The sequence below is a fragment of the Anaerohalosphaera lusitana genome, from assembly GCF_002007645.1.
GTDB lineage: Bacteria > Planctomycetota > Phycisphaerae > Sedimentisphaerales > Anaerohalosphaeraceae > Anaerohalosphaera > Anaerohalosphaera lusitana.
Genome location: NZ_CP019791.1, coordinates 1540463 through 1559595, shown reverse-complemented (window position 1 = coordinate 1559595; position 19133 = coordinate 1540463). Strand labels below are relative to the sequence as shown.

General features: G+C 51.5%; 11 protein-coding genes. All 11 read right to left on the bottom strand.

Features of this window, described 5'->3' with window-relative positions:
• Positions 1-13: 13 nt before the first annotated feature.
• Positions 14-823: a type II secretion system protein gene (locus STSP2_RS06460; protein ID WP_146660964.1), complete on the bottom strand. Its 810-nt coding sequence runs from the start codon at positions 821-823 to the stop codon at positions 14-16.
• 37 nt (positions 824-860) lie between these two features.
• Positions 861-4235 carry a sialidase family protein gene (locus STSP2_RS06455; RefSeq protein ID WP_146660962.1) on the bottom strand — a complete coding sequence of 1125 codons (3375 nt, stop codon included), beginning with the start codon at positions 4233-4235 and terminating at the stop codon, positions 861-863.
• A 47-nt stretch (positions 4236-4282) separates the two neighbouring features.
• A complete protein-coding gene (locus STSP2_RS06450) occupies positions 4283-6439 on the bottom strand; it encodes a sialidase family protein (RefSeq protein WP_146660961.1) in 2157 nt (718 codons plus the stop codon).
• A gap of 101 nt (positions 6440-6540) precedes the next feature.
• Positions 6541-8535, bottom strand: a complete 1995-nt coding sequence (locus STSP2_RS06445; RefSeq protein ID WP_146660959.1) for a LamG-like jellyroll fold domain-containing protein — start codon at positions 8533-8535, stop codon at positions 6541-6543.
• Between the two features lie 59 nt (positions 8536-8594).
• The gene (locus tag STSP2_RS06440; protein ID WP_146660957.1) at positions 8595-10571 is read right to left on the bottom strand and encodes a LamG-like jellyroll fold domain-containing protein; all 1977 of its coding nucleotides are present in this window, start codon (positions 10569-10571) and stop codon (positions 8595-8597) included.
• A gap of 74 nt (positions 10572-10645) precedes the next feature.
• Entirely contained in the window at positions 10646-11392 is a 747-nt protein-coding gene (locus STSP2_RS06435; protein ID WP_146660955.1) for a PEP-CTERM sorting domain-containing protein, read from the bottom strand.
• Between the two features lie 349 nt (positions 11393-11741).
• A complete protein-coding gene (locus STSP2_RS06430) occupies positions 11742-12803 on the bottom strand; it encodes a GntR family transcriptional regulator (RefSeq protein WP_146660953.1) in 1062 nt (353 codons plus the stop codon).
• Positions 12804-13074: 271 nt separating this feature from the next.
• Positions 13075-16359 carry a secretin N-terminal domain-containing protein gene (locus tag STSP2_RS06425; protein ID WP_146660951.1) on the bottom strand — a complete coding sequence of 1095 codons (3285 nt, stop codon included), beginning with the start codon at positions 16357-16359 and terminating at the stop codon, positions 13075-13077.
• A gap of 65 nt (positions 16360-16424) precedes the next feature.
• On the bottom strand, positions 16425-17150 hold the full coding sequence (locus STSP2_RS06420; protein ID WP_146660949.1) for a hypothetical protein: 726 nt from the start codon (positions 17148-17150) through the stop codon (positions 16425-16427).
• A complete protein-coding gene (locus STSP2_RS06415; protein ID WP_146660947.1) occupies positions 17128-17685 on the bottom strand; it encodes a GspMb/PilO family protein in 558 nt (185 codons plus the stop codon). The genes STSP2_RS06420 and STSP2_RS06415 overlap by 23 nt, the downstream gene beginning before the upstream one ends.
• Positions 17686-19092 carry a hypothetical protein gene (locus tag STSP2_RS06410; RefSeq protein WP_146660944.1) on the bottom strand — a complete coding sequence of 469 codons (1407 nt, stop codon included), beginning with the start codon at positions 19090-19092 and terminating at the stop codon, positions 17686-17688.
• Between the last annotated feature and the right edge of the window lie 41 nt (positions 19093-19133).

The window sequence follows — 19133 nt, the reverse complement described above, 5'->3', positions numbered from 1 at the left end:
TTTTCGGCCAGTACTATTTCCAGTCCTGGGGAATACGCTGCCAGCCGAATGCTTCTGTTTCATCGGCGTCAAATCGTTCTACGTGGCCGTCTATGTATCCAGCGTTCATGGTCAGATCGATAGATCCTTCATCAACACCTTCTACCAACCACAATGCAGAAAGATTATTGCCGTAGTGACGGTCTTCTACAGGCCCTTTTGCTGCATTGAGGTCGCCTTGATGGGCTGTAAGCCATTCTCCGCCAACCCATTCCGTAAATACGTCGCTGACCAGCAGCTTGGCTGACTTACTGCTCTGCCGTTTGGGGCCGACGAATGTTCGCCCTGTCTCAGAACCAGTGGCGCCGCTGAAGCTGAAACCGCCCCACAAGAAATTACTGGACACGACAGTCCCGCCTCCAGATGGATAGTTAGGAATAACACCCGGCTCGCGATAGTCAGCATATCGCTCCTGCAGATCATAACCATCCGGATTCGGACCGAGGGGACATATATATACATCGACAGTGGGCAGATAGCTGCCGAGGTACTCATACATATAGCGACCCTGATCCACTCCGGCACCCCACTTGTAGTTGAGATAGCTTGGCCAGGAATCATTGGTGTGGATCTTTGGCGGGAACTTGCCCTCGTTTTCTGTGGCGTAAGAAAGCACGCCTGTAAGGAGCTGTTTCTGATTAGATCCGCATACGACGAGTTTGGCACGTTTTTTTACCATGCTCAGCGCGGGCATCATGATCGACAGCAGCAGCGCTATGATCGCGATGACCACCAGCAGTTCGATAAGTGTAAAACCCGCTCTTTGTGTTTTCCGCTTTTTCATTGTAGTTCCCCTTTTTCCGCTTTTCCGTGATATTTCCTTATGGTTTTCCGAGCCAGTCTTCACCGTCTGTAAGCCACCGCAAGGTGAACCTGGCGAATCTTATTCTGCCGTACCCGTCCGCTTCGTAGAGCAGGCCTATGCTGCCGTCATCTAGTATTGTCAAGCACGAATAAGCTGACGAACCGCCGTAGATCTGCTTTGCGACCGGCCAGGTATCGCACTCGTCATAACTCATTTTCACCGTCATATTAACCCTGCTGGAGGTCGACGCAGGATTCGAGAACAGGATCCTGTTCTGGTTGTAACCCTGGTCTGTACGGGTGTACCGCAGCAGGCTTGCCTGACAGCCGCCCGGCTCGATCAGTGCAGGGTCGTTCGTAACCGATGTCCAGGTCTGCCCGTCATCGTAGCTGTAGCTGATGCGTCTGCCCGCAGCACCACCTCCGCGAATATTCCAGAGGAGCGTACCGTCGATGAGTTCGACCATCTGACTCTCGCTGCCTGTGTTGAGATATCCGTCGCCGAGCTGCCAGGTCTGGCCGTGGTCGTCGCTATAATAGTAGTGCTGCGTTCCGTCGGTTCCGCCATTATGCGAGCATGCCACTATCATTCTGCCGGGGTGCGAACCGCCGACAGTCTGTATCGCCCTGCCGGGTCCGTTTGCGTAATATTCCCATTCGGGCTTTTTGACCTGTTCGGTAATGTCTGTCGGACCTGACCAGGTTTCGCCATTATCATCGGTGTACTGAGCCCAGATAGTTGTCGAGGGCGGCGTTGTGAGTCCGGGCTGCGGGTTCGAATCCCAGCCTTCGGGCCAGAGTTCGTATAGCAGCCACAGTCGGCCATTCGATTCATCCACGACAGGCATCGGATCCATCGCGGCATGCTGGCCTGCATCGTGCAGAATCTCCATTGGTCCCCAGGTCAGGCCATTGTCGAAGCTGCGTTTGACGACCATCATAGACGGGCTCTTGTCCCGGCTGGAATATTTACGTGCCTCGCAGAATGCCAGAAGCGTGCCGTCCGGAGCAGTTATAAGCGAAGGTATCCGGTATGTGTTGATATTGTCCTGGCCCGAGACGTAAACATCCGTCTGCCTGAGAGGTTCTATCGGGATGTTTGCAATGCAGTCGTCGTTGACCGGATCGGAACATTCGAGCCAGTCTTCGGCGAAGATCGCAAGATCGTCGATGGTGAGATAGCAGTCCTTGTTCAGGTCGCCTGCAAGATAGACAGTATGCTCGTCACCGCAATAGCGTTCGTCGTCATCGATCAAAACTGAAACGGCACGAAGGGCGACGAATTCAGCATCTGTAGAATCAACGGTGTGCGTGATTTCCGCATTCTGCGGGCCTTCTGAGACATTGTCATCCACAGCACTTACCGTGACGGTCTGCGTGAGAGCACCGTCGGGCGTGAAAGTCAGCGTTATCGGCTGACCCGCACCGTTTCCGAGATCGAGCTGCGCGTCAGGTGTTGCTGTAACAGTGATATCTGCAACAGGGGCATACGCCAGGTTGATTTCATATGAATCGGTCACACCCGCCTCTTCGACCTGTGTGGTTTCGTCCGTTTCTTCAATATAGATCGTTGGGTATTTTTCGAGCTGGACATCATCAACGCCCAGCCAGGCACCTACCTGGTTTACACCGATGCGATTAATCACGATGTACAAATTGTCTGCGGAACTGGTGATCGGCGTGGTGAATTCGTGTTCGAAGATGTGGTCCTGCTTAGAATCAGCTATGTCCGCATCGTCGCCGGTAGTGACGATCTGTACAGGCCCGGAAATCGCGCTTGTAGCGGTTGCCGGGTCTTCGCCGATAAGGATATCGTAACTTACATCGAGCTGACTGGTGCCCGAAGAAGTCTCGCTCATGATCGCAGCGGAGAATTTGTAGTCCGTTGCCGGATCGACAGGCAATGGCTTGCTCATAAGCTCGGTGCCGTCAACATGACTGATCCACAAGCGTGTGCCGCCAAAGTTACCCGTGTCGAATATTCTGCTTGAGTCAGCAATAGATGGATCCGCCTGCCAGTTGCCGGTTGGCTGATCGTTCACCGAGAAGTCGGTGGGGTTGTCCACATCGTATGCTTCGAAATCATCCTGGAAGACGATCTGCTGAGGTGCACTATCACCCTGCACAACCGACTGATCTGTCAATGCTATATAGTCGAGCTCGTATTCGCCGGAAAGGCCCGAGGACCAGATATCGCCTATCTTTACGAGGTTATAATACGTTATGGCCTTGTCGCCGATAAGGGGTTGAGCGTTTGGATTGAGCAGTTCGCCATCCCGCCAGACCCATACACTGCCGTCACTTTCGCGAGTGATCCGGAAGATGTGCTGGCCGTCGGTGTTGTCGTGCGTCCCCAACTGGATCGATCCTGTCGAGTCGATGTATGTCTGCCCAGTACGAGCGATCGTAAAGTAAGGTCCGCCGGCAGCGGCGGGATTACGAACATAGCAGCCCATCGTGCCGGCTGTGCCCTCCGTACCGCCGTTTAGTATCTGGACGCTGAATTCGACAGTGAACTCCATGCCCTGTATATTGTTACGCCAAATGCTGCCGTCAAAATCATTGCGGAAGAACTCGGATTCTACGCCGCCCAGCGCGACGCCGTCTGAAACCGCTGGAGCGCCGGCATCCGCCCAGTCATCGATGCCGTTGCCATCGAGATCCTGGTTGTTAGGCTGAACGTCCATGTCGTATACCCACTGGAACAGTCCCGGCTCGGGAGCATATGCCGCGGAATCGAGCGCGACATAATCTAACTCATAATCCCCCGAATGTCCGCTGGACCATATATCACCGATCTGCAAGATATCACCGTTAAACACCGCCAGATCACCTGTCAAAGGCAACCCGTCAGGATTGAGCAGTTCCCCATCACGCCAGATCCATACACTGCCGTCCTCTTCACGTGCGATGCGGAAAACGTGCTGCGCATCGGTATTGTCCTGCGTTCCCAGATCAAGTGTTGCCTGGGAGTTGATTAGGCTCTGACCGGAACGTGCAACGTTGAAGTAAGGCCCGCCCCCGGTTGCCGGATTACGTGCATAACAGCCCAAAGTACCGGCCGTTCCTTCGGTTCCTGTGTTGAGCACCTGCACGCTGAATTCGATCGTAAAGGCTGAACCGGTAACGTTAGCCCTCCATATACTGCCGCCAAAATCGGTGCGATAGTATTCACTTTCTACTCCGCCTACAGCTACACCACCCGAAACTGTGGGCGCCCCGCCATCGAACCAGTCGTCGACACCGTTGAGGTCCAGGTCCTGATTGTTCGGCTGAACGTCCATATCATAACGCCAGGCGAGATCGTCCGACTGGGGCAGGGTTACAGCTTGAGAAACCGCACACAACAAAATCGTTACAACCAGCATCGAAAGTACAAATCTTTTACTCACATTAACTCCTTTATTCTTTCCGCATCACGGCATATTCAAAATGATCTTTACTGGATCGGTAGCCAGTCCTGATTGTCAGTCAGCCATTTAAGCGATATCTCAGCAAAGACAATTTTCGAATAGCTGTCGGCTTCGTACAACAAACCAATGTTTCCGTTTTCCAGAATTGTCATCGAGGAATAGGCTGAACTGCCTGCATGTATCTGCTTTGCAACGGGCCATGTATCGCAACCGTCATAACTCAGTTTGACCTTCATGTTTACCCTGCCGGAACTGCTGGCCGGATTGGAGAACAGGACCCTGCTGCGTTCGTAGCCGTCGCGAGTATCGGTCATGCGGATCAAGGCTGCCTGACAGACTGGCTCTGGCAGATCGAAATCGTGCTCGATCGGCGTCCATGTCTGGCCCATATCATACGTTTTTGATATGGCACGCGAACCCTGACCACGATGGTTTCTCATGTTGAGTATCAGCCCGCCGTCTTCGAGCTCGACGATAGCACACTCGGTCGTGCTTGCGCTGTTCTGCAGCTCGCCGGGGGCATTGCTGTACTGCCATGTCTGGCCGTGGTCCACACTGTAGAAGAAGTAGGACTGCATAACACCGTTGGTCTTGCGATAGTACGCAGGCACTACGAGTGTTCCGTCACGCATCTGCAGAGCGTTGCCCGGCGAAGCGAGCGCACAGCCCCAGTCGGGATTCTTGACCTGCGGATTGAGATTTACAGGTTGGGTCCATGTATCACCATCATCGGTGCTTTTAACGTACTGGATCTGACAGGTACTGGGACCATCAAGACCTGGCTGAGACTGCCAGAGACCAATGCCCTCAGGACCGTACAGGTAGAAGATGTAGATCGTATCCGGATCGGTCTGCTTGTCCACGAGGATGCACGGATCTCCCGCGCCTTCACTGCCGGGATAATCCACGATTATTCTGACCGGTGTCCATGTCTTGCCGTTATCGAAGCTTCGCCTGATCGCTACGTCGATGGCGCCCGGCAGATCGCCGCTGTTGTTTACGCGTGCGTCGGCGACCGCAATGATCGTACCCGTGCTTGTAGTTTCCATTGCCGGTATACGATAAGTGTGTGCGGGGTTGTCTTCTGTCCCGCCCGCTATGCCTGTACCCACAAACAGATCCGTCTGCACCGGAGGAAGGCCCGGCACATTAGGCAGACACTCGATATCAGTCGGATCGGAGCACTGCAGCCAATTTGAAGCAACCAGTGCAAAATCATTGAAGTCAACATAGCAGTCCTGGTTCAGATCGGCAGAAAGAAATGTCGTGTAGTCGTCGCCGCAGTATCGTTCGTTGTCCTCTATATTAACCGTCAACGGATCAACAGGATACGAAGCGAACTCAGGCTCACTGGCGGCGATATCATGCTGGATTGTGCCCGTGTGCGGCCCTTCAGACTCGCTATCGTCAACAGCAGCAACATCTATTGATATTGACTCGGCTCCTCCCGGTATGAAAGTCACGTTTATCGCCTGTCCAGCACCACTGCCGAGATCGAGTTGAGCATCCGGCGTGACTGTTACAGTCAAATTTGAGGTGATTTCCTGGACCAGCATGAGATCATAAGTATCGCCCTGTCCGGCTTCGACAACATTTGTATCCCCATCGGTATGATTCGTGAGAACGACAACGTCACCGGAGATCATCGTGGCGATGAATTCGGCTTCCCAGTCAGAAGCACCGGAAACACTTATGCACTGCCCGCCTGCATATGGATCGCCTGTGGCAACCTGCAGACGGCTGTTGACGATATCACCTGCCGCAGCAGTGGTCGACAGCACAACAGCGTACTGTGTATCCTTGTCCATCTCAAGTACGTCGAACTGGAAGTACATATAGTCCCCGCCCGCAACCGTCAGAGGATTGACCGTATTCGAGCTGGAACCTGTCAGGGTACCGTAATTGGAAGCATCCTGGTAATTTTCGTAAACATTTAGATAAACCGCCCCATCGTATTGTTCTTCAGGTCGACTGGCGGGAGCTCTTAAAACGAACTCTTGAAGCAGAACGGTTTGCGTCAACTGGCTCGTATCGGCACCAATTGACGGGGTAAATGACTGACCGTAAATCCCGTTAGCATAATTGTAAGTAGGCGTATTGCTGACAGTAACCGTATCTACAGCATAAACTGCGGCTGTCAGACTCAAACACATGCACAAAAGAATTCGCATCAAATTCTGCATAACAAAACACCTTAAGAAAAAGACTTTAGCACCCAATATCAGAATTTCGAAAAATCTGCCGGGACCACCTGCATGGCCCCGACAGATAAAATAAACCTAAACTACTCAAGACAGCTTGGAACGAGGTTGCAGTCCATCCAGGAAGAGGAAAGCTGAGCCAGATCACTCAAGTCAACCGTGCAGTCCCCGTTGAGATCGAACTCGACAGGTTCAACACAGATAGTCCCGCCTGCAACGCCGGTATACATATGAGCAACTTCATAATTGGTCTTTGCATACGACCAGAAGTTGACTTCGTCGATAACGCCGTCCAGATAGAAGGCAGGAGCCGTAGCGTCATTGTTGCCCGCACCTATGTACAGATCAGTATAGGTGTTGACTGCCATTGAAACCTCTGTAGCTTCGGCAGCGACTTCACCATTGATGTAGACTTTCACATCGCCGGAGTCATAAGTCGCAACAACATGATGCCACTCATTTGCCGTAAGCGGATCAGTGCTGTTTACCTGCGTCCAGCCGCTGTCATTGGCCCAGAGACCAACACCGCCACCAGGAAGAATGTAAACGACCCAGCCGGCGATCGCACCTGTTTCCAGGGTGCCGCCGCGGTTGCTTACGATCGCCTGATGGTTACCGAAGCCGTTAACCTTGAACCATGATTCAACTGTGAAGCTTGTCGGCTGATTCAGTTCATCTACATTCGGCACGATCGCGAATGTATTCGGATCGTCAACGGTGACCTGCAAAGACTGTGCGCCTGCGATACCATCCGTCACGTATGTTGGGACATCGATCAAAGCATCATTCGTACCAACACTGTCGAGAGCATCACCTTCAAACGTCCAACCGGCAACTGCACGCTCGGTCATCAGGTAAGCAGATTCGCTGGTTGCAGTGCCTGCAGTATTGCTCAGTATGCAGTAGTAATAGCCCTCGTCGCCTTGCTGGATGTTTTCCAGCAGCAGCGTCGAACCCGAACCAACAAACGTATCATTTATACCGTCGACATACTTGTACCAGTCGTAGTCCGTTGTATTCGTGCCTTCAGCGCTGAACTGAGCGATCGCTCCAACTGGAACAGTTGTACCTGTCGGATTGACGGTCACAACGGGAACTGCAGGTATCGTAGTAAATTCCCATACCTGCCCTTCCACTGTCGTTCCTGCAGTGCTGTCGAGAGCATCGACACGCCAGTAGTACGTGGTATCATTTGCCATATCAGGCTCAGGATCATACTGGTAAACGAGCTGGTCCGAAACGACCTTTGTCATGTTGGTAACATTGGGATCGGTACCAAAGTAAACGTCATAGCCAGTCGGTGTGCCTTCGTTCGGAGCGGCCCATTCAAGTATAGCCGTCGTCTCAACCATGTCAGCGCCATAAGCCGGCGAAACCAGCTTAGCCTGATTGGTGTAAGGAGCGTACGCACCGGAAGTGAAACGAAGGTAATCCAGTTCATAGTCGCCGCTATGCCCCGTACTCCAAATGTCACCAATCTGCAGTATGTCATTATTGAACACCGCAAGATCACCCAGCATTGCTTCGCCGTTGGGATTGAGTAATTCGCCGTCTCTCCATGCCCATACACTGCCGTCTTCTTCGCGTGCAATACGGAAGACGTGCTGACCGTCGGTGTTGTCCTGAGTACCCAGATCAAGCGTGGCCTGGGTGTTGATCAGGCTCTGACCGGAACGTGCAACGTTAAAGTAAGGCCCGCCGCCGGTAGCAGGGTTTCTGGCATAACAGCCAAGCGTACCTACGGTTCCTTCAGTTCCTGTCGTCAAGACCTGAACACTGAATTCAATCGTAAACGCAGCTCCCGTCACGTTCTCACGCCAGATGCTTCCGCCGTAGTCAGTCCGGAAGAATTCACCTTCCACGCCGCCTATAGCCAGACCATTCGAGACCGCGGGAGCTCCGCCGTCCCACCAGTCGTCCGTGCCATTAGAATCGAGATCGAGATCATTCGGCGGAGTGTCCATCTCATACTTCCAGTCGAACGTCAGCGAGTCCATGCTCGGCGGAACCGCCTGGGCATAACCGACGAAAGCGATCAGACAGGCAACTGCCAGCCATATCTTATTTCTGCATTTCATAAAGATTCTCCTTTCAATATTTCGTCACCAGCGTGACGAAAGGAATTATGCATTAGCGGTTATTTACAGTCAGGTACCCTGTTGCAGCTCAGCCAGTTGCCCGCCAGATCAGCAAGGTCGGCAATATTAACCTTACAGTCTCCGTTGATGTCATTGGCAAGTATGTCCGTGCATATCTCAGTACCTGTGACGTAGCCTGTATACTGCTGTGCCGCCTCGGTAGGATCAAGTGCATAACTCCAGACCTTCACTTCGTCCAGCGTACCGACAAGACTGCCGGCACCAGCTTCGTCATCAGCACCGATACGCAGAGGTGTGTCCCAGCGAACCGGCAGAGTTGCAGCTTCAGGTTCTCTGGTATCTGCAGTACGCATCCAGATAGCGTTGCCGTCCGGGTCGATCGTTACCCCGCCGCCGTCAACATATACGCGTGCACGTACCTGACCAGGGTTCTCAGGGTCAGCGTCAGGCTCATAAGTCATGATCACATAATGCCATCCACCGTCCTGCAGACCCGCTATATCAGCCGATGGGCCATAGAGACCGCCGAAACCGTCAACCTGAATGCGTGTCTGACCATTACCGTTATACTGTGTGCATATAAAGCCGGCTCTAGGATCTGAATAGGTGTGCTTGGCAACCATCGCAGAGAACAGATGAGTGCCGCCTGTCGTCTTGACCCAGTACCCGACACTGAATCCGTTGGTGTAGAAATTGAACAGCTCTTCGGTTCCTGGAACCTCGATGAACTTGTTGTCACCAATAAATTCGAAACCGGTGCTCGTACCGTCGAAACCAGCAACATATCTTGCAGTTGGAGCATTGGGGTCGGTAAATACGCCCTCTCGACCGCCAACTTCGTCGATCAAGTCATTTTCAAAGTCCCAGTGCGCGACAAGACGTTGGGTCATAACAACCGCATTGCCTGACTGCACGGAACCTACCGCATTTGAAACTTCACAATAGTAAACACCTTCATCACTCTCACCAGCAGCCGGGATCTGCAGCGTTGCAGATGTAGCACTAGGAACTTCCGTTCCGTTGCGGAACCATTTGAATTCGGTCCCATTAAGATGTTCTACTGTGAGTTCTGCAGGTTCACCCGCTGCAACAGTCACATTCTGCGGATCGGCAACGATAACAGGCGATGCAGGCGTAGTCGTAAATGACTGGATCGCGCTCCTGTAAGGAGTACCGCTCTGTACAGCCTCAACCGCCCAATAATAAGTACTGTCATAATCGAGACCGGGCGAGTGACTGGTAGTTGTCAGTCCGGAAACAACTGTAGGATTACTGTCAAAATTAGGGTCGGTGTTATAGATCAGATTATAACTGTCGGCCGTGCCCAGGTCCGGTGCGTTCCATTCAAGGGTTACGTCAGGCGAGACAAGATCCGCTCCGTCTTCAGGCTGAACAAGCGTGGGTGCACGAGTCGAGCCGAGAGACTCGAGCAAAACATCATCAACACATATCCAGGCACTGCTGGTTGAGTCGGGATTAACCCCCACGCGAGTGATCGTAAAGAATATCTTATCGCCGGCGTTTACCATACTGGTTGTAAACACTTCTGTAAAAATGTGATCTTCCTTGGAGTCGTCTACCTGGTATTCATCACCCCTGGCAATCACTGTTACAGGTCCGCCTATAACACTCGTGGCGGTAGCAGCATCCTGACCGATAAGAATATCATATTCCATGTCAATCATTCTGGTACCGACATTTGTCTCACAAGCGGTCATGAAAGTCATCTCGTACCTTGTCTCAGATGCTGCCTCTGTGCCTGTAGTCGTAATCGTCGAACCATCTGTATTACTGATCCACAGCCTTGAACCGCCAAAATTGCCGGTGTCAAAAATCCGGCTTGCATTTGACGCATCAGGATCTGCCGTCCAGTTACCCGTCGCAGAAAAATCCGCCGGGTTGGAAACCGGATAAGTTTCAAAATCGTCCTGAAAAACCACCTCTGCCTGCAGCGGGACAGCAGCAAAGGCGATCGCTATCAGGGCAATTCCCCATAAAATCTTAAGCTTCATCATTTTTTTCTCCTGTTCACAGCTCGTTAGAGAAAACCTCCGAGCCGGCCGCTCCGGCCCAGAGGGAATCTTTCAAACTACTTCTTCTTTCGAAGTGTCAGCATTCCGCCAAGACCGAGAAGAAGCATTGTCGCGGGCTCAGGAACAGGTGCGTAGGCACCGTCTGTAAGGCGAACGTAATCAATTTCATAATCGCCCGAATGGCCCGTGCTCCAAATATCTCCGATCTGGAAGATGTCATTATTGAATACCGACAGGTCGCCAACGATGGGCTGACCATTAGGATTCAGCATAACTCCGTCACGATAAACCCAGACGCTTCCGTCTCCCTCACGTGCGACACGAAAAACGTGCTGACCATCTGTGTTATCCTGTGAACCAAGATCAAGTGTTGCCTGGGTGTTGATTAGGGTCTGACCGGAACGTGCAACGTTCAAGTAAGGTCCGCCACCCGTCTCCAGATTCCGGGCATACATTCCCATAGTACCGGCTGTTCCCTCTTCACCAGTCTCGAGGATCTGAACGCTGAACTCGATTGTGAATGCAGCGCCTGTAATCTCATCGCGCCAGATACTTCCGCCGTAATCGGTGCGGAAATAGGTGTCATCACCTGTACCGATCGCAACACCGTTTGAAACGGTAAGTGCTCCGCCATCCCAGAAATCGTCAGAACCACTGTTGTTGAGGTCCTGGTTGTTCGGCTGGACATCCATCTCGTACTTCCAGTCAAAATTCTGGGAGTCAAGGATAGGCATCGCGTTTGACGTCCCGATCAGGCATGCCATCATAGCCAGACCAATTAGTAACAATTTCCTGTTCATCATCTTAACCTCCAATTCAAGAACTTAACTCACCCTCAGCCGGCTACGTTACCGGCACAAGGCTTCAATTATTCGACAATAGCTATATTTCTAAGGCATATACAAACCTTGGTTTTCAATAAGCCAGATCCTGCCGCGGTCAGGACCCGGCAAAATGAAGAGTGTATCTTTGACGCTCGCGCAATTGATACGGACAGCGTAGCAGACGGAAGATGGAAAGCAGAAATGAATTGCATCTAAGATGACTATGTCTATAATGCGCAGTTCTGCTCGGCTGCCTTTCCGCATCTGAGCGTTATCCGGTGGACCAGCAACCTCTCGCCAAAGACTCTGCTGGTTCACCTTTTCAGTTTTAAACCTCTACAAGCTCTACCTCCTTAACGCAGTCATTTGGTATTTCTGCGGGCTTTTTGGCCATTTCAGTAAGCATTTCACCTAGTATGGCACCCTGTTCTTCCGGTTTCATCAGTGATCTAATATATGGAAATTTTGCTGCTTTACGAGGTGCCTCAAAGAAATCGGACATCACCACACCCTCCTTAGTCCCAAGCACCTGTGAGACATTGTGAGCAAGAATCTCTTCACGGCAGATAAAGCCAGTCGGTGGTTCAGGTTGCTGGAGAATGCCTCTTGCAGCACCCTGGATGACAAAATTCTTCAACGGCAGCGAGCGGAATGTCAGATCTGAAAGTGAACAACCTGCCTGAGCCATAGCCTCCCTTATGCCGTCGAGCAGTTCATGGTCACTCATGAACATATTGTCTCTGGTGAAGAATGCTATCTTGCGATGGCCCTTCCTTATAAGATTCTCTGCAAGCTGTTTACCCGCTGAATGGTGATCAGCGACGCAGCATGGGATGTTCATTATGCCGGGCCAGCGTGAACCCGAAATTGCGGCAGGCAAGCCGCTCTGTGCAACGGCCTGCTGGATCTGCTCATCGCTTCTATAAAGAATGAACCCGTTAGTGACGCCGCTCGAAAAAGCATTGGCAAGCAGATTATCGATGAATTCTTCGTGACCAGTTGCTGGAATGAAGGAGAATCGGATATCCGTGCCCGGAAGAACGCTGTGCAGACCCGCGATCGCACCGTCACGGAGCACACCGTAGGTATCAACATTCTGCTTTTCGACGACCAGATGGATCGTATTGAGTGCCGGGGCATCTATGTCGGCCATGCCGGTTGCAACGAAGGTCCCGGCACGATGCCTACGCTCTATCACGTTTCGCTGAGCGAGCAGTTGCATCGCTCGATTGGCGATCTCATTGCCGATCTTGAGCGAGCGGGCCACCTGAAGCGACGTTTTGTACTTGTCGCCAGGCTCAAGACCGCTCGCCTTGATATCCTGCTCGATCCTGCGGGCAATCACTTCTACACGCGGAACCTTTGTACCTGTTTTAATCGCATTGAGCATAGGCTACTCCTGTGTTCTTATGTGAACCTATTTTACGCAATGTTCCTGGAACATGCAAGAACTTTCCTGATATTTGCAGGAACACAAAATAGGTCAAGATCTCATCAGGAATCCAAACCCATAAACCACTGCCAATACTGACCTTACAACCTCATTTCAGAAGTCTAAATGACGATAAGAGACACGGAACCAACCAGGCTTTTCCATATATGAAACAAAAAAAGCCCGGCTCATTGCGAAAACCGGGCTTGAATGCGAAGAAAAATATATGTTAATTAGTGTTTGGGTCCTGCGATGTCAGCAGATCCTCAGCAGATAGGGTTTCGTTCAGTTCCTCAATTATTTCTTCAAAATTAAGCTTTGGCCCCTGGACCTCATCCAGCGATGCCGGCGAAACAACACCGTTCTCAACCACATAAGGCGTGAGGAAGATGAGAAGCTCTGAGTTGACCAGCTCATTGTCATAATGATTGAATATCTGCCCAACCAGTGGAATGTCCCCAAGTAAAGGAACTTTGCGATGAGTCAAAGAGTCCTGCTGGAATAAAATACCGCCCAACATGATAGTCTCACCGTCGTCAACGATCAAATGCGTCGTCGTATCGAGTCTGTTAGTTGCAGGTTGACCGTTCACTAACTCCGACTCCAGCGTTGAAACTTCAAGATAGACGGTCGTATCAACGAAATTCTCGGGCGTAATATTGGGCCGGACTCGAAGTGTCACACCGACATCTTTATAGTCGAATGTCCGCCGGATATTATTGAGGTTACTCGAATCAGACTGATCCGCCACAACAAAAGCAATATTACGAGCCTTAACGAAAACGGCCTCTTCGTTGTCCTTCGTCCATAGGGTAGGCTGATTGAGTACTTTCGCATTCACCTCCTTGACCAGGAAATCGATCAGCGTATTGACCGGCACGGTGGTATCGATCGTCCAGGAACCGATGCTGCCGGCGTTGGCCAGATTGCTCAATGCCTGGACCGCATTTTCACCAAGATTGCCAAACGCCTGTGCATTAGACGAAAGCTGAACGCCCAGAGAAGTCATCGACGAATGATCGACCTGCAAAATAGCAGCTTTGACCATGACCTGTTTTCCGGGTTTGTCCAGTTCTTCCACAAGCTGTTCAATAGCATCCATGTATTCCGGCGGAGCCAGTACCAGAAGCGCCTTGCTCCTCTGAACCGGTATGAATCTAACCTGTCCGATCAGGTTACTGGTAGGCATTTCGTCATCCGTACGTCTCTGGCCGTCCCACCATGGCCTGAGTTCACCCGGATTATTGTTTTGATCGTTAGCAGAAGCCTCGCCGCTCTTGACTTCTTCAGATGAGTCACTATTGACCGAAAGACCCTCCACCCGTCGCCGAATAGTGGCAGTGGTGCCCGGCTCATTCAGTATCGCGTTAAGCTGATCGCAAAGATCCTCCGCATCGGCATAGTTGAGAGTGATCACTCTTGGAACTTCGGCCATTTCCTGACTGTCTAGCTCCTCCACAAGCTCCCTGATGACATCGTACGCCTCGGGTATTTTGCTTATGACGATTATCTTTTTCGTATCGGGCACTGGTTCAAAGGTCAGCAATCCGTACAGTGAACCGACAATCTTTTTCTTGGTCTCTGAATCCCTGCCGCGTCCGAATATGGAGCGGAAGAAATTCGATGAACTGTCGCTGTCCTCGCTGAACAGCGTCTTGAGCAGATCGCACATCTTTACAGGGTCAGAATTCTTCAACGTAACGATCTGATACTGTTCTTCGCTGACATCGAGAGGTACGTCCCATTCTTTTACCTGACCTTCGATCTTTTTAAGATTGGCCTCGGAAGCGATCACCGTCACCTGACGTAGTGTCGGATACGAAATAACCTTGACAGTGTCATCGTCATCCTGCTGAGAACCGTAACGATAGCGATAGTAATTGTAGGAAGACGTTGTTTCTTCCCCATAGAGGTTGTCAATATTTTCTTTGATCTGATCCGGGTCGGCGTGCTTGAGCTTGAACGTCTTCTCTTTGAAGGTATCTTCGCTGGGCAGATCGACTTCCGCTATCATGCGCTCGACCATTTTGCGATTTTCCTCGCTGCCGAAAACGACAACCTGCCTCGAATCAGCAAGAGCCTCGACAACCACGCTCGCGCGAAGCTCGGAACCAGGCATCGATTGAAGAGTTCGCTTAACAATATCTACAACCTGCCTGGCGTCGACGTGGCGGACGGGTATCACCGTCTGCTCCTGTTTTACGGATTCAGGTATATCCAGCTTTTCTATCCAGTTGGTAATCAGTTTCATATCCGCCGCCGATGCCCTTGCAATGATCCAGTTCTGCTTGGGAAGCGGGATCAATCGGGCCTCAACGTCTTCGGATTCTATTACCACACTCGTAGCTGGGCTTGCACCATTATTACCGCCTGGCCTGTTGTTATTTGAAGGTCTGCGGAAATTCCGGCCACGGTTATTTCGTCCTTCACTAAGTATCAATTCTACGACCTGCACAATTTCGAGCGGATCGCCGTTCTTTATCTCAAAGAGTTTTTCGACCGTTTGTTCGGACTCGGGCACATCGAGCTGTTCAATTATGCGTTCTATCCGCATCAGGTTTTCAACTGTGTCGATTACAGAAACGTAGTTACTGCTTTCAACCGCTGTTACGTGACCGTAGTCAGCCAGCAGAGGGGTCACTATCTCGGCCACCTTTGAAGGACTGTAGTTTTCGATCTTGAAGAATTTCTCCACTATCTGTGACTTATTGGCCACTCTCGCCAGGGGCTCATCCACGCCGATCGTCGGAACCGATCCAACCTTTGCCTTGGCGATCGGCTTTAGAAATATCTTGCTGTCCGTCTCTTCAGGAACGAATCCTTTGGTCCGCAGCGCCGCATATATCAGCGACAAAGCCTCTTCCTTTTCCATCTTCTCTGACGTATAAATGGTCAACCTTTGCCGGATAAGTTCGTCAGTTGTCGGTATTACCGATTTGCCTGTCCAGTCACCGATAGTCTTTATTATATGCTTCATTTCGACATTGTTCAGGTTGATGGCAACCATGTTGTCATCCTCTTCGGGACTGTTAGGATCTCCCGGCGCCGGCGGACCAGCTTCCTGTGCATCTTCAGCATCTGCCTGATCTTCACCACCCGGACGTGCACCAGGCCCTCTGCGAAAACCCCTTCTCCCCTGCATTCGTCCTTCACGTCTGAAATCCTTTCCCTCTGTTTCTTCACCCGTTCGCTCTTCAGTACCATTCTCGAAAGATCCACCCGCATCCTCTTGAGCATCTTCCTGGACCTGCTGATCGGCTTCATCCCCGCCTTCTTCAGTTGTTGAAATTTCATCGTCCGGGTTTTCGGTAGACTTTGCTGCCATTTCAGATCCCGCATCTGTCCCGCTTTGCTCGGGTTCTGCAGTTGAGTCCTGCTGCGCCGCGGTTGTTTGCGCAGGCGTCTCCTTATCCTCAGCACCCGAAACCTGCGGCGTATCCTTACGACACGCGGAGATGGCGAAAACAAATGTGATTGCAATTATGGCACTAATTATAATTCCGTAGCGTTTCAAGTTTTTCTCCTTGTTATACTTCAGCAATGAAATTTCAAAAAGTATATATGCTGCTTTATGACTGATCAACGTCCGCCGGGACGGCGTCTTCCACGCATGCGATTACGCATCTCTTCTCTCTCTTCCTCGCTCATCTGCCGCCATCGCTCCCTCATCCGCTCCCGTTGCTCCTGGCTCATTCTCATGCCCGGACCAAAACCGCCTCGCCCCATCTGAGGCCGTTGCTGAGGCTCATTTTGAGGCTGAGGCTGGGATTGCGGTTGGGGTTGATTTTCCTGCGCCACAGGTTGCTGCCTGCCGGATGGACGACCGGCAGATTTTTGATTATTCTGCTGTCCCTGCTGCTCTTCGATCTTTGCCAGAAACGGTGCAAGATCCATCTCTTTGTCCTGCCATTTTATGCGAACACTGGACGGGCCCACTGCAAGTATTTCGGCTCCCTGTACGTTGTCACCCTTCTTGTAAAGCTTGCCGTTGACCAGAACGCCGTCCCCGATGATACCCTGGCATACAGGCGGTTGCGGCTTTGGCTTGGGTGCGGGCGGCATGAATATGTCACGCTTCTTGAGCTCGCCTGCCAACTCTTTATAGGGCTTCACAAGCGTCTCAGTATCCATCTTGCTCGTCAAATCTACCGACTTTTCTTTTTCAGACGGCACCTGCTCGACCATCTGCATATAAGCGATGACCTTGCCCGCTGTAACCGCAACTACCGCGATGGTCAATAACACCATCACCCGCGACAAGCTTCCATTGTTAAGTTTCAGTTTATTCAGTATTTTCGTTTTCATTGTTAGTCTCACACAGCGTAGTCACTGTAAGGTCAATATCGATCAGTCTTTTTTTTCTGTCCTGCTGTTTTATCTTGAGTTCGTCCACAGCCGCAAAATACGGGTTCTCCCGCAGAGCGGCCAGCACGTCGATCACTTGAGGGTATTTACACGTTGCCTGCACCTGCATCTTGATCGTTTTATGCGAAGCGAATGAGTCAGTTTTGGCTGGCTCGAATATCTTAAAGGATTTGTAATTGATCCTCGCACGCTGAAGTTGCTCAGCAAATTTATCACGAAACAGAACCTTCTGCTCCGGTGCCTTTGCCGGCATTTCAAAGGCAGGCACCACTTTCATCACACCAAGCAGTTTTGCCTGACCGCCGCCCTGCCCCGTCAGCTCGATCTCCTCCTGCCTTTCTGCCAACTGGGTCCTTACCGATCCCCAACCCACGAACCAGGGCTCCAGCACCAGGAAGTACAGCAGTATCGCTGCGACTGCTATTCCGCCTATCTTGAGCGTTCGTTTATCTCGTTCCGTAATTGTCACCGCCATCTATTCCTCACCCGTATAATTCTTGTAGTCAAAACTCAACCGGAAGGATATCTTCTTGGTCTTTTCATCCTGCGTCGGATTCTGCTCGGTCATATTCTTTACCCCTGGCTGTTCAGCCAGCTTGTCTTCGAACTGCCGCATCTGTGACCAGTTCGCGGCGTTACTGCTGAGAGTCACAGGCTTGCCTCTGCTGAAAGTGAAGCTGTCCAGCATCATACCGTTCGGAAGCCTTTCATTTATCAAACTCAGCAACTCCAGCACCTCGGGACGATGTTCTGCTATCTTCTCGCGAAGCTCCCGCTGCTCACCGAGCTCATTCGAATCATTTGTACCCAACATTGCCAGAGCCTTTTCGTCCAACTGCCTGGCAGTGATAAGACCTGCCGCTGTAACCAGCACAAGCACCACAGCCGCAACAACCCAGGATTTGCTTTTTTTCTGGCTTCGAACCTCTTCCTGACTTCGTGCGAGTGAACCAAACAGATCAGGCTCCGGCGTCTCGCCATCCGCCGACAGCATCGCTACACCGATAGGAACTATGTAATCGCAAATCTGAGTCGCTGAAAGTTCCTCGCTCTCAATTTTACTCGGATCGGGTATGGCTCGCTCAATATCAAGCCCCGCCGCCCGCAGGTATCCTATCAGTGATTCGTCCGAATTGGCATCACCGCACAACAGAGACATCCGCGGCATCGCATCATCACAGAACTTTGAACCATCCAAGGCACTTCTGATATCGTGCAGCAAAAGCTCCGGATTGGGCCGACCGTCAGGATTATCACTCGTGAATACAGTGTCAAAAGTTTTTGCACTGAGAACACGTCCCTTTTCCGTCAAAATCACCTGGGCACATGCTGTGGTAAGATGAAGTACCAAAGCCTTTTCATCCGCAGGATTGCACAACTGCCGCCATGCTTTGACGATCGCCTGACAGTCCAGGTAAACCTTCTCAGCCTTGACAGCATCGCTTAGTGATGAGCCCTGATTAAGAAACGATTTACCCGCCACTGCTGCCGCGGCAGTTCGGCCGTGCATACCCATCGGTAATAGAACCGGCGACATTTCCACCGATGAGATGGGCACGGGCAGCAAAGATTCAAGCTGAATTTTTATGATCGGTTCTGCTTTATCATCAGGAACAGGAGGCAGATCGAGGCCGTAAAAGGCTACCGATGACGAATCTATGCCGACAGCACTTTTGCAGCCTTTCTTTTCGCAGGACTCTACAAAGCCCTTTATCTGTTCAGGAAGTATGCTCGGATCTTTGCTTTTTTCGGTACAATGGTGGCCGACGACCTCAAAACCGCTGCCGGTCCTTCTCAACGCAACGGCCCTGAGCATAGAGTCCGTATCCAGGGACACGGCTGCCGTCACATCAGCCGAAAAATGTTTTGTCGTGTCAGTCAATAGATCCCTCTTAGTATCTTAAGACACAATAACATGAAAAC

Bases quoted from the DNA above. Each gene is read 5' to 3' on its own strand.
- STSP2_RS06445 (WP_146660959.1), bottom strand. From the start codon at position 8,535: ATGAAATGCAGAAATAAGATATGGCTGGCAGTTGCCTGTCTGATCGCT.
- STSP2_RS06440 (WP_146660957.1), bottom strand. From the start codon at position 10,571: ATGATGAAGCTTAAGATTTTATGGGGAATTGCCCTGATAGCGATCGCC.
- STSP2_RS06420 (WP_146660949.1), bottom strand. From the start codon at position 17,150: ATGAAAACGAAAATACTGAATAAACTGAAACTTAACAATGGAAGCTTG.
- STSP2_RS06415 (WP_146660947.1), bottom strand. From the start codon at position 17,685: ATGGCGGTGACAATTACGGAACGAGATAAACGAACGCTCAAGATAGGC.
- STSP2_RS06430 (WP_146660953.1), bottom strand. From the start codon at position 12,803: ATGCTCAATGCGATTAAAACAGGTACAAAGGTTCCGCGTGTAGAAGTG.
- STSP2_RS06435 (WP_146660955.1), bottom strand. From the start codon at position 11,392: ATGATGAACAGGAAATTGTTACTAATTGGTCTGGCTATGATGGCATGC.
- STSP2_RS06450 (WP_146660961.1), bottom strand. From the start codon at position 6,439: ATGCAGAATTTGATGCGAATTCTTTTGTGCATGTGTTTGAGTCTGACA.
- STSP2_RS06460 (WP_146660964.1), bottom strand. From the start codon at position 823: ATGAAAAAGCGGAAAACACAAAGAGCGGGTTTTACACTTATCGAACTG.